Raw genomic sequence first — 12,437 nt, 5'->3', positions numbered from 1 at the left:
ATGTTAAGAAAATACTCAAAAAGGCTATTTTAACCCCCTAATTTCCATTCCAGGCGTTAAGATTGATGTTAACATTGTGAATATCTCAAATCTAACCCCTTTATTTCCACTCCAGGCATGATTAATTCCTAATTTAGGGGGGTTAATTATGATTTATTGTTAATAACAAAATAATGGCTAGGCGTGGATTATGCAGTCAACGTTAACAAACCATCTAGTTAACAAAATTTCGCGGATCATTTGAACTGTTAACATCAGATCGAATAGATCCTATGGCCAAAAAACGTATTCGGATAGACATGGAAGACTCTGATGGTGCACGTTATGATATCAAATTAGAAGGTAATGTTACCAGGGATAAGGTCTTGAAAATATTTGAAATGATGGACTTGATGAATATTGAAGAAGAACAAGAGACAACTAACATAGATTCAGTAGGCTCTAAAATTTGGCATATTGTGGATAAGTTCTTCCCTATGGGAAAATTCACATCAACTAACATTCTTGAAAAATATGAAGATGAATTTAATGAACCAATCAAACTTAGTATAATTTCCACATATCTCTCAAGATTTTCCTCAAAAGGTAGGGTGGATAGGATTAGAAATGGTAGAGAATGGACCTATCAAACCATAAAAATCGGTCAAAAACAACACTAAATCAATTAAGATATAGTGATTTTTCTAACAATAAGGCGGTCTTTTCCTAGGATTAGTTTCACATATTCGCCTTTTTGGATGTCCATATACTTTCTAAACTGTTTTGGAATGGAAATAGTCCCTGCAGATGTAATTTTTACTAAAACTTCATTCTCTTGAATAGACATATTATAGTTATAATTTAATAATATATATAATTTAATAATATATGTAAATTATAATTAATAATGAAAACCTGTCTTTTTTGCCTAAAATTACATAAAATGACTATGGAAAAACTCGAAAAAATATCTTAAACAGCAGTTGGGCTTGTTTCAACTTCCTCAACCTTTGCTATCCCCTTTTTAGTAATAGAATAGGTATATGGTTTAGTTTCTGTATTTCTTTGAACAAGTCCTTCCTCAAATAACTTCTTCATTAGTCTTGAAGTGTGCTCTCTGCTCTTCTTTAATGTGATTTGTATGTCACGTGATGTCATAGCTTTGTCTGTGATTAGGTGCAACACGTAATTTGTGGGGTTTGTATGCTCAATAGTGGGTATTTTAGGCGTGGAAACCGGTTTTTCAGGTACTTTTTGTGGCTCTTGTGATATTGGGGTTTCCTTTTCTTGTACTTCATTTTTTGCTAATTTCTCCAAGAATTGTTTTAATTCCAAATTTGGATCCTCAGTCTTTTGCTCGATTCCCTGTATTTCTAATGCATCCAGGCGTATTTTCATGTCAATTAACTGTCTTTCATAATACTCTAAACGCTCAGACTGTGATGCATCAACCATATCACTTCTAGATTTTATGAATGGACGAATCTTATAGTACCCATACAAACCTCCTAAACCTACTATGAATGCTAAAATCACACTCAAAATCACTTCTGGATCAGGAATCTCAACTAACATCACACATTTTATGCCTATATTGTGATTTATCGTGATAGAACAACATTATTTCACACTTTAGATTAACAAACTCACACTCACTATCACACTACTATCACAATCAACCTTACATGTTGAACTACACAATTGTCACAACATCACATACTGCATGCCTGTCTTACGAGCCTATCTATCACACTAATCACTTCATCTTCCCTTTCTGGGAATATATCACTCTCATTTATCACATTAATCTGCTCAGAAAGTTTGGATATCACATCAATATCATCAGGCAAAATGATGCCTAAACCTCGTAAAAGAATGATTGAATAAAATAATGAGACTAATTTCTCTCTAGATTGCCCAACTTGCCTATAATACGCACCTTTTGATATCGAAAACTCTGACTCAAGAAGATTCTTCTTATTTAAAATAATTTCAATTTGTCGCTCTGTAAACAAAGATTTTTTGATAATTTTCTTAATAATATTGTTAAAATTAGATCCCTCAAACTCCGACATAGCTATACAGATCTGTATAATGGCATTCCAATTAAACTTTAAAGAGCCACATACGAACCATTTCTATGGCCGGAAATAAAGTTGAAACATTCCTAAAATCAGAATTAAAAAAGAAAAATGCATTATTGTTTGTTCTAATAGATTCAGAGGTATCAAATCTAGAGGCATCTGCTAAATTAGCTAAAGATGTTGAAAAGATAGGAGCTTCTGCAATCCTAGTTGGTGGATCATCTGCTACTGATCAGATAGAGATGGCACAGGTGGTAAAGGGCATCAAAAAAGGCATAAAAATCCCAATAATCCTGTTTCCAGGTAACGTTACAGGAGTTGTGCCTGACGCCGATGCTATTTTGTTTAGTTCTTTAATGAATTCGGAGAATCCATACTTTATCACACAAGCACAGGCCTTGGGGGCACCAAGCGTGTTAAAATTTGGTCTAGAACCATTACCCACAGCATATTTGGTTATAGGGGAAGGGACAACTGCATGGTTTGTTGGTTCTGCCAAAGGAATACCATTTGAAAAACCCAAAATAGCAGCAGCATATGCTTTAGCAGCTCAATTTCTTGGAATGAGATTTGTTTATCTGGAAGCAGGTTCTGGTGCAAAATCTAGTGTTACTCCCGAGATGGTCAAGACTGTAAGACACATGTTTAATGGATTTTTAATTGTGGGTGGTGGAATAAAGGATGTAAAAACTGCCCAAAACTTGGTTAAAGCAGGAGCTGATGCTCTAGTGATAGGTACTTTTCTTGAGAAAGGTGGAAGTCTCAAAAAACTCCAAGAAATAACAAAAGCAATTCAAAGAAGCAAGTAATAGTACTCTATTATGTCTGAAAACGACGCAATTTCTCGTATTAGTGGCATCAAAATGCCTGATTATTATCTTGATTACTATTCTGGTCTGTCTACAGAAACATACTCTATTTTTGAGCATGCTGCTGAGGCAAAATCAAGCTTAGTTGATTCTTCAGGCATAATTGAGCCGAAAATCGCATTTGATCTGGCAGACCGTGTTGCCAAAATGCACGAAATAGATATTGCTGAACCACTTAGAGAACTTCTAAAAATTAACGGAAAAGAACTCTCTGCATTAATTCTCTCAAAAGAGATTGCACAAGGAAAATACTCTCTGCCTGATTCTACATTGGAAGAAAAACTTGATCTGGCAGTTCGTGTTGGATTGGCAATAGTTACAGAAGGAGTTACCATTGCCCCATTACAAGGAATTAGTGAAGTAAAAATAAAGAAAAACAAAGATGGCTCTGAATATCTATCCGTCTCTATTGCAGGTCCCATGCGTTCTGCTGGTGGAACAGAATCTGCCGTAACTATGCTCATAGCAGATCATGTCAGAAAGACTGCAGGACTATCAAAATTCCAGGCCAATTCATTTGATGATGAAACTGGTCGATTTGTTGAAGAATTACGAATCTATGAAAGAGAAGCCAGTAGCTTTCAATTCCATATATTAGATGAAGATATTGAACATGTGATTGCAAATCTGCCAGTAGAACTAGACGGTGTTGATACGGACCCATATGAGGTTGTCAATCACAAATCTATGGCACGAATCAAAACCGATAGGGTGAGAGGTGGAGCTTTACGTGTTCTAAATGACGGTCTTATTGGAAGATCCAAGAAACTACTCAAAAGAATTGAAATGTACAATCTTGATGGTTGGGAGTGGCTCAATGATCTAAAAGGCGCTGTTCAGACTGGTGAAAAACAAGAGGATGCTGCCACTAAAAGGATGCATGAGGTAATTACAGGCAGATCAGTCTTGTCCATGCCTAACAAACTAGGTGGATTTCGACTAAGATATGGAAGATCATGTAATACTGGTTTTGCTGCAGTTGGAATTCATCCTGTAATAGCTGAGATACTTGATCATACAATTGCAGTTGGAACCCAAGTTAAAATTGACATCCCAGGAAAAGGCGCAACTGTGGCATTTGTTGATTCAATTGAAACTCCTGTAGTCCGTTTGAAAAATGGTAATGTTGTAAAAATCAAAAACGTGAAACATGGAATTGAAATCAAAAATGATATTGAAAAAATACTTCATCTAGGAGACATTCTGATATCTTTTGGGGACTTTCTTGAAAACAACGCTCAACTTATTCCATCAGGATATGTAGAAGAATATTGGATAGAGGAATTAAAACAAAAAATTGAGAAATATGAGCCTGAGGATCAATATCTAACTCAATTTCTCAACAGAATTCCAACAATAGATGAAGCACTAAAAATCTCCCTTGATTTTGATATGGCTCTTCACCCTCACTATCTCTATTTTTGGGATAAGATATCTACTAAAGAACTTGAGTTGCTTTTGGAACCTAAAAAAATCAATGAAACATCAATCCAATATCCTACAAAAATAAAGAAAATTCTTGAGAACTTGGGCGTTCCCCATACAGTTGGAGATGATGATATTACCCTTGAAAATTCTGAAGCTAAAATTTTCTTTAATTTGTTATTTAGAGAACAACCAAAAATTGATGATTCTTCTGTTCCTCAAATAATTTCAAAGTCTTCTGGAATCAAAATTAGAAACAAATTTTCTACATCTATTGGTGTAAGGATTGGAAGACCAGAGAAGGCTGCCCCTAGACAGATGAAGCCACCGACACACGTACTATTTCCTATTAGCGATAAAGGAGGACCAACACGAGATCTTCTAAAGGCATCTAGAAATGAACACTTTTTCACTAATATTCACAATAGACATTGTACTCAATGTAATCTTCCATCAATTGGGATAAAATGCTCAAAATGTGGCACAAAAACAACTGTTACCTACAGATGTCCTCATTGTAGAGATACACTTGAGGAACCATTTTGTGAAAAATGCAAACGAAACGCTCTAGCTTATTCCCACAAAGAATTTCCATTAAAATCAAAACTTCTTGAAGCTCAAGAAAAAATCCGTCTACGTGCCCAAGAACCATTCAAAGGTGTTAAGGAACTAATCAGCCAAGACAAGATTGCTGAACCTCTAGAAAAGGGCCTGGTTCGACAGAACTTTGGACTAACAGTATTCAAAGATGGCACAGTTAGATTTGATGCAACAAATTCTCCTTTAACACAATTCAAACCCTCCTGGATTGGAACATCTATTGAGAAACTCAAAGAACTAGGATATTCTCATGATATTGATGGCAATCCACTTGAAAACACTGAACAGATGATTGAACTACGCATGCAAGATGTAATTATTCCATATGAGAGTGGGAGATATCTCGTTTCTATTTGTAAATACATTGATACACTTTTAGAAAAATTCTATGGAAAAACAGCATTCTATAATGTTAACAACTCTGAGGAATTAATTGGACATCTAATCATTGGTCTTGCTCCTCATACTTCAGTTGGGATTGTAGGTAGAATTATTGGATACTCTGAAACCCATGTGTGTTTTGCAACTCCAAATTGGCATTCTGCAAAAAGAAGAGATGCCGATGGTGATGCTGACTCTATAATGCTCCTAATGGATAGCCTTTTGAATTTCTCTAGACAGTTCCTTTCAGATGCAATAGGTGGATTGATGGATGCACCATTACTTGTTCAGCCTCTTGTTTTGCCACACGAATCTCAACCACAGGCACACAATCTAGAAGTCACAAAATCACTCCCATTGGAATTCTTTGAATCAACATTACAACAAGTTAAAGCACCTGACATCTCATCAATTGAGATAATCAAATCTAGACTTGAAACAGAAAGACAGTTCTATGATTATCATTTTACTCATACCACTTCATCTCTTACAACTTCAAAATCACGTAGTGCATACTCTACACTTGGTTCAATGCTTGACAAATTTGATATGCAAGTTAGAAATGCTGAACTAATTGATGCTGTAAATACTTCAGAAATTGTTTCAGATGTAATTTCAACTCATCTTGTACCTGACATTATGGGAAATTTGAGAGCATATGCCAGACAAAACTTTAGGTGTACTGGTTGTGGTAAATCATATCGTCGTATGCCATTGATCCAAACTTGTGTTTGTGGTCATAAACTAATTCCTACAATAACTCGTGGTTCTGTTGAAAAATATCTAAAACTTGCAAAAAGACTTGTTGACAAATACGATGTTAGTGAATATCAAAGAGGAAGAATTCATGCACTTTCTGATGAGATTGAATTAGTGTTTGGGAAAAGTCCAGGCGACCAATCACTTCTTACTGATTATGCCTGATTATCTCAATTTGACGTATTCGTATCCGCCTAATTTGTTGTCAAAACAGAATTTTACTTTTTGGTAATTCTTTCTAAATGACTTTACTTTGGGAAGCAACTTCTTTGGGTCTTTCTTTTCTATTACCACTTGTTTGATGAATGAAGCAACTTCTTGCATCTCATTTTTCTTCATTCCAAGTCTAGTAATTTCTGAAACTCCCAATCTGATTCCACCTGGATGGAAATAGTTTCTTCCGGCCTTGATATCTCCCGGAATTAGTTGTCTGTTTACAATTATGTTGGCTTTCTCCAAATCAGCCTCAACTTTTCCACCATCAGAATAATCTAATACATTTACAGCGATTTGATGTGATTGTGTAAATCCTCTACTCTCACCTAAGACTTTGAATCCTGCATCACTTAATGCCTCAGCCAATATCTTTGCATTCTTTATGACTTGTATGGCATAATCTTTTCCAAACTCTAATGCTTCTGCAAATGCAACTGCTTTTCCTGCCATGTTATTGATGTGATGACTACTGGTAAGTCCTGGGAATGTTGCTTTTTTGATTGGCTCTTCATGTTTTTCAGAACCTAAAACCAATCCTCCTTGAGGTCCAAACAAAGTCTTATGAGTACTCATTGTCATTGTATCTGCTCCTTCTCTAAGTGGATCTTGGAATTTACCTCCTGCAATTAATCCTGCAACATGAGCTGCATCATAATTAATGTGCATATCATAATTCTTTAGAAAATCTGAAAGCTCTTTGACTGGATGTGGGAACAAGAATAATGAGCCTCCAAACATTGCAATTTTTGGTAGTCGTTTGTTTTTCTCTAACTCCTTTACCTTCTGTTTTGTCTTGTCAACATCAATAGTCATCTCTTCTGCATCAAATGGATAGAATTCAATTTCTAAACCATGAACCAATCCTGCAGTTCCAGAATGCTCTTTTTTACCATGTGATATGTGACCGCCGGCTGGAATAGATGGTGCCAACATTACATCACCTGGATTAGAATAAGCAGAATATACTGCAAGGTTTGCTACAACTCCCGAGATTGGTCTTACATCAGCAAATTTTGCTTTGTAGAGTTTTTTAGCTAATTTCATACATTCAAACTCTACCTCGTCAATGTAGATACATCCCGCATAGACTCTTTCACCAGGCCAACCTTCAGCATATCTATTGCCAAAATCTGAAATTATAGCTTCTCTGACTGCTGGACTAGGAATATTTTCACTGGCAATTAACGGAATTGAATTTTCAAACCATTTGTGATGTTCCTTTAATTTTGTAAAAATTTTATTGTAAGATTCTTTATTTTGTGATTTTGCCATATTTTGGAACTTGATTTTCCCAATTTAAAAACACCGATGGACTATCAAATTTTCCACTCTTGATCTGGAAGGTATAAAAGGGGAATCTGGAGTTTTTGCATCAATGGGTATGCAAGCTACTTCCAAAGGAAATATGCCAGTCGTATTGCTTAAAGAAGGCGGTTCAGAAACTAAAGGTAGAGATGCACAAAAGAACAACATTGCTGCATCAAAAATAGTCGCTGAAATTGTTCATACCAGTTTAGGTCCTAGAGGAATGGATAAGATGTTAGTTGATTCACTAGGAGATGTTACTATTACAAATGATGGTGCAACAATTCTCAAAGAGATTGATGTACAACATCCAGCAGCAAAAATGCTTGTTGAAATTTCTAAAACAACCGATAACGAAGTTGGAGACGGAACAACCTCTGCTGTAGTTTTGGCAGGTGCCTTACTTGAGAATGCTGAATCATTAATTGATCAAGATGTTCATCCAACAATCATTGTTGATGGATACAGAAAGGCCGCAAGAAAAGCCAAACAATTCCTTGAGAGCATCTCAGATAAAATTTCACCAAATGATAAGAATATTCTAAATAAAATTGCTAAAACTTCTATGCAAACAAAACTTGTTAGAAAAGATTCTGATCAACTTGCAGATATAATTGTAAAATCAGTTCTTGCTGTTGCAGAAAAAGACTCTGAGAGTTATGATGTTGACATTGATGATATTAAAGTTGAAAAGAAAGCCGGTGGTTCAATAAAAGATTCAATGATTGTTCAAGGCATTGTTTTGGACAAAGAAATTGTTCATGGAGGCATGCCAAGAAAAATCAATGAAGCTAAAATTGCTTTAATTAATACTGCATTAGAAATCAGCAAAACTGAAACTGATGCCAAAATTAACATTTCAAATCCACAACAATTGAAATCATTTCTAGATGAAGAAAATAGAATGCTAAAAACAATGGTTGACAAAGTTATTGGTTCTGGCGCAAACGTAGTCTTGTGTCAAAAAGGAATTGATGACATGGCACAACATTATCTAGCAAAAGCTGGAATTATCGCTGTTAGAAGAATTAAAGAAAGTGACTTGACAAAACTAGCGAAAGCAACAGGTGCAAGAATAGTTACAAACCTTGATGATCTATTTGAAAAAGATCTTGGTGATGCTGACCTTGTTGAGGAAAGAAAGATTGAGGAAGACAAATGGGTATTTGTTGAAGGATGTAAACATCCAAAATCTGTAACATTACTTCTTCGTGGAGGCTCACAAAGAGTAGTTGATGAAGTAGAACGTTCTGTTCATGATGCTTTAATGGTTGTAAAAGATGTAATCGAAAAACCAGAAATTGTAGCAGGTGGAGGAGCTCCTGAAACATATGCTGCTACAAAACTAAGAAACTGGGCTAAATCTCTTGAAGGACGAGAGCAACTAGCTGCAGAGAAATTTGCTGATGCTTTAGAAGCAATCCCATTAACACTTGCTGAGAATGCTGGAATGGATCCAATTGATACTCTTACTTTATTGCGCTCAAAACAACAGAAAGGTGAGAAATGGACTGGTATAGATGTCATGAAAGGAAAAATTGGAAACATGAAATCAAGTGATATCATTGAACCTCTTGCAGTAAAACTCCAAATTGTATCAGCAGCTGCTGAAGCTGCATGTATGATTCTTAGAATTGATGATGTAATTGCTACCCAGAAATCTGCTGGTGGTCCTCCTGGCGGTGGTGAAGGCGGAATGCCACCTGGAATGGGTGGAATGCCTGGAATGGGTGGAATGCCTGGAATGGGTGGAATGCCTGACATGGGCGGAATGATGTAAATTATTTTGAAAAGAATTTCAAAAGTTTATTTGATAATCAACTTTACGAAAAGCGTTGAATAAAACTTCATCAAAAGCCCTTACTGGTTTCAAGTATGTCTATTTGGTTGCATTTTTTGCATTACTCGCAGGATTCTTTCATCCGTTAATCACTAACACAAGTTTTGATAGTTTTGTTGTAGGAGTTTTGGTATTGTTTGTAGGTCTTGCAGGTGGCGTATTGTTATACAAAGCTGCAACATCAGAGAAAAGAAGAGGAATATTTCTTGGAGGAGGATTTGCTCTAATGACAATCTCATTACACTATATTTTCCAACTTATATGAAGAGTCTAAACATCAAAGTATAGATAAAATTCATGTGGATGCGGTCTGATGGAAATCTCACGTTGATCTCTTCTTTCTAATTCAATGATTTTATCAATTACATCATTTGTATAAATTGGGTTGAGGAATTTTCTGTCACTTTCTAACTCGTCAAGTGCTTCTCCTAGACTCTTTGGAAGAACACCTATGCCTCTCTTATTCCTATCACCTTTTGTCATTTTGAAAATATCATCACGAACTTCATCTCCAGGATCCATTTTCTTCTTAACTCCATCCATTCCTGCAGCAGTTACTGCTGCAAATACTAGATATGGATTTGATGAAGGATCAGGAGCTCTGAACTCTAATCTCTTCAGATTTGAATAATTCTTACCTCTCAGATGTTTTGGAACTCTAACTATTGCTGAACGATTTCCAGAACTCCATGCAATGTATGCTGGAGCCTCATAACCTGGAACTAATCTATGGTAAGAGTTTGTAGTTGGATTACAAATTGCCGATAATGCTTTTGCGTGATTAATTATTCCACCACAAAAGTATCTTCCAAGTTGGCTTAATTCAATTTCGTCATCTGGATCATAAAATGCATTTTCATTTCCTTTCCATAAACTAACATTAACGTGCATTCCTGAACCTGAATCCATTGCAATTGGTTTTGGCATCATTGTTGCAACTTTACCGTACTTTTGTGCAACGTTTCTAATTACATACTTGTAAGATTGTGCAGCATCTGCAGCGTTTGTCATATAATCATATTTGATATCAATTTCACATTGTCCTGCTGTTGCTACTTCGTGATGATGATTATCGCATAAAATTCCAAAATTCTTGTTGAGAATATTTACACATTCATTTCTGTATGGCGTAAGAGTATCTGCAGGGGTACTAGGATAGTATCCTTCTTGTAATCCCATAGGATATCCATCACCTGATTGAGTCCATGGAGCTTCTTTGGATTCAATTGAGTAAGACTGTCCTTTGTATGGTGTTAGAACATCCCAATGTACTTTGTCAAAAACAAAAAATTCTACCTCTGGACCCCATGTACTAAAATCAAATCCTTGTGTCTTGATGAACTCTTCAGCTTTTTGAGAAATTCCTCTGGGATCTCTTGATAATCTACCTCTGTTTTCCCCCCAATAGACATCACATAGTAGTCTAGCAGTTTTATTTTCAGTCATCCATGGAATTATTGCAAATGTATTTGGATCAGGTTTTAGTAGTAAATCTGAATCATCAATACTTGTAAATCCAACAATTGATGAACCATCTAATTTTGGTAATCCGTCTCTCATCTGTTCAGGAGTAAAAGTATTTGCAGAAATTGTAGTGTGATGAAAATGACCAGTTAAACCAGTAAATTGAAGATCAATGAACTGAATACCTTCATGTTGAATTCTTGAGAAAACTTCGTCAGATGAATACGATACTTGAATTGCTTTTCCGTGACTGACTTTATAGGGCAATTTTATACTTCAATCAAACACAAATACATCCAGCATTTAAGGATTAGGTAAGAAATGTCCGAAACAAATCAAATTGATATCAACTATCTGCACCATGTAGTATTACGTGAAACCGAAGATGATTCTTTACTAGAAATCGATCCAAACTTTTACAGAAATCTGTCTGACTTTATAGGAAATTTGAAAAAACAGGAATTTGATGGTGTTGAAAGCAAAATTAAAGATGCTATGATAGAAATGGCCACAGAACTAACATCTTTGCTGATAAATATTAGATTAGAAAAAATTTCAAAATCAAAAGATCTTAAAATTGGTTTTCTACTTGATGAAGAAAAATTCATTCTAGACTCACAAGAAGAAGAAAAAGATAGAAAAGAAATGATTCTTTCAGCAACAATTAATGGAAAATCAAAATTTCTTGAATCTTTGTCTCAAAATCACAAAACAAAGAGAGTTGCAGTGAGATTTTTGCAAGAAGTAGATGAAATCGTAGGCGCTGATCTTGAAAAATATGGACCATTCAAAACTGAGGATATTGCGACTATTCCATATGAAAATGCACAGGCATTAATTGCCAAAAACGCTGCAACAAAAGTTCGTTTGGAAGATTAGATAGAAATTATACCGTATTCATTTCTAATTAGATGTCTCATACAGGTGTTGATGTAATTGATTTTCTATTTTATACAATTTATCCTGTAATTGGAATTTTTCTTGTTGAGGGAATTAGCAGATTAGTAAAGGCCCCAAAGTGGATAAAACTATGGACTCAAGCTGTAGTTTCAATTGGTTTTGGGGTATACTACTGGTTCATTTTACCAGCACCACAAAACTTTCCATTAACTGCATTGGTAATGTTTGCTCTTGCTATTGCACTAATTTATCAAGGAAGACGTGCAAAAATTTCTCCTGAAAAGAGTCCTTACTAAAAACGCCCAAAAATTCTTTTAAAAATATTTGGTCTATCTCTTCCCCCATCTCTGATAACTTTCTTTTCTCCAAATCGTTTTGCTCTGATCTGGCTTAGTTTAACACATCGATGTTCTTCAGGAAGTCTATGTTCTGAACAAAATGGATCCTTGCAGTAATTACATTGAAATGGTAAATCCGTTAAATCTCCACAATATGCACATTTTTCAGACTTCATAATTTCCTTTACCATTTTTCTTTTAATAAAGTTGCCAAATTTTCTTGAGAATTTTTCTCTTGTCTAAACATTTTTACGATGTCATAATTCACTGTGATTAA

13 protein-coding genes are annotated in these 12,437 nt (G+C 35.3%); 7 read left to right on the top strand and 6 right to left on the bottom strand.

Annotation, left to right across the window (positions count from 1 at the left end; genetic code table 11):
* Positions 1 to 272: 272 nt before the first annotated feature.
* Entirely contained in the window at positions 273 to 659 is a 387-nt protein-coding gene (locus ACX12B_RS02250; RefSeq protein WP_459352426.1) for a hypothetical protein, read from the top strand.
* A gap of 5 nt (positions 660 to 664) precedes the next feature.
* On the opposite strand, the gene ACX12B_RS02245 is transcribed toward ACX12B_RS02250, so the two are convergent.
* The 3 genes from ACX12B_RS02245 to ACX12B_RS02235 form a co-directional block, all read right to left on the bottom strand.
* Positions 665 to 826 carry an AbrB/MazE/SpoVT family DNA-binding domain-containing protein gene (locus ACX12B_RS02245; RefSeq protein ID WP_012216180.1) on the bottom strand — a complete coding sequence of 54 codons (162 nt, stop codon included), beginning with the start codon at positions 824 to 826 and terminating at the stop codon, positions 665 to 667.
* A 125-nt stretch (positions 827 to 951) separates the two neighbouring features.
* The gene (locus ACX12B_RS02240; RefSeq protein WP_459352501.1) at positions 952 to 1,554 is read right to left on the bottom strand and encodes a winged helix DNA-binding protein; all 603 of its coding nucleotides are present in this window, start codon (positions 1,552 to 1,554) and stop codon (positions 952 to 954) included.
* Positions 1,555 to 1,691: 137 nt separating this feature from the next.
* Positions 1,692 to 2,054: a hypothetical protein gene (locus ACX12B_RS02235; protein ID WP_459352425.1), complete on the bottom strand. Its 363-nt coding sequence runs from the start codon at positions 2,052 to 2,054 to the stop codon at positions 1,692 to 1,694.
* 65 nt (positions 2,055 to 2,119) lie between these two features.
* On the opposite strand from ACX12B_RS02235, the gene ACX12B_RS02230 reads away from it, so the two are divergent.
* Positions 2,120 to 2,872, top strand: coding sequence for a phosphoglycerol geranylgeranyltransferase (locus ACX12B_RS02230; RefSeq protein WP_459352424.1), 753 nt, complete (start codon positions 2,120 to 2,122; stop codon positions 2,870 to 2,872).
* 12 nt (positions 2,873 to 2,884) lie between these two features.
* Complete coding sequence (locus ACX12B_RS02225) at positions 2,885 to 6,262, top strand: DNA polymerase II large subunit (protein WP_459352423.1); 3,378 nt, start codon at positions 2,885 to 2,887, stop codon at positions 6,260 to 6,262.
* On the opposite strand, the gene ACX12B_RS02220 is transcribed toward ACX12B_RS02225, so the two are convergent.
* Entirely contained in the window at positions 6,263 to 7,585 is a 1,323-nt protein-coding gene (locus tag ACX12B_RS02220; RefSeq protein WP_459352422.1) for a serine hydroxymethyltransferase, read from the bottom strand. It abuts the gene before it with no gap.
* Positions 7,586 to 7,688: 103 nt separating this feature from the next.
* On the opposite strand from ACX12B_RS02220, the gene thsB reads away from it, so the two are divergent.
* Both thsB and ACX12B_RS02210 read left to right on the top strand, forming a co-directional pair.
* Entirely contained in the window at positions 7,689 to 9,398 is a 1,710-nt protein-coding gene (thsB, locus tag ACX12B_RS02215) for a thermosome subunit beta (RefSeq protein ID WP_459352421.1), read from the top strand.
* A 55-nt stretch (positions 9,399 to 9,453) separates the two neighbouring features.
* A complete protein-coding gene (locus tag ACX12B_RS02210; protein ID WP_459352420.1) occupies positions 9,454 to 9,723 on the top strand; it encodes a hypothetical protein in 270 nt (89 codons plus the stop codon).
* Between the two features lie 5 nt (positions 9,724 to 9,728).
* Here the strand turns inward: ACX12B_RS02210 and glnA are convergent, their stop codons facing one another.
* Positions 9,729 to 11,189: a type I glutamate--ammonia ligase gene (glnA, locus tag ACX12B_RS02205; protein ID WP_459352419.1), complete on the bottom strand. Its 1,461-nt coding sequence runs from the start codon at positions 11,187 to 11,189 to the stop codon at positions 9,729 to 9,731.
* Between the two features lie 54 nt (positions 11,190 to 11,243).
* Here glnA and ACX12B_RS02200 point away from each other — a divergent pair, with 54 nt between their 5' ends.
* Positions 11,244 to 11,801, top strand: coding sequence for a DNA replication complex subunit Gins51 (locus ACX12B_RS02200; protein WP_459352418.1), 558 nt, complete (start codon positions 11,244 to 11,246; stop codon positions 11,799 to 11,801).
* Between the two features lie 32 nt (positions 11,802 to 11,833).
* A complete protein-coding gene (locus ACX12B_RS02195) occupies positions 11,834 to 12,118 on the top strand; it encodes a hypothetical protein (protein ID WP_459352417.1) in 285 nt (94 codons plus the stop codon).
* Here ACX12B_RS02195 and ACX12B_RS02190 read toward each other — a convergent pair.
* Complete coding sequence (locus tag ACX12B_RS02190; RefSeq protein ID WP_459352416.1) at positions 12,115 to 12,336, bottom strand: AN1-type zinc finger domain-containing protein; 222 nt, start codon at positions 12,334 to 12,336, stop codon at positions 12,115 to 12,117. The two genes, ACX12B_RS02195 and ACX12B_RS02190, sit on opposite strands and share 4 nt — an antisense overlap.
* Positions 12,337 to 12,437 lie beyond the last annotated feature (101 nt).

It is taken from the genome of Nitrosopumilus sp. S6, from assembly GCF_054515815.1.
The sequence above is the reverse complement of the archived record's forward strand: the minus strand, read 5'-3'. Positions and strand labels throughout refer to the sequence as shown.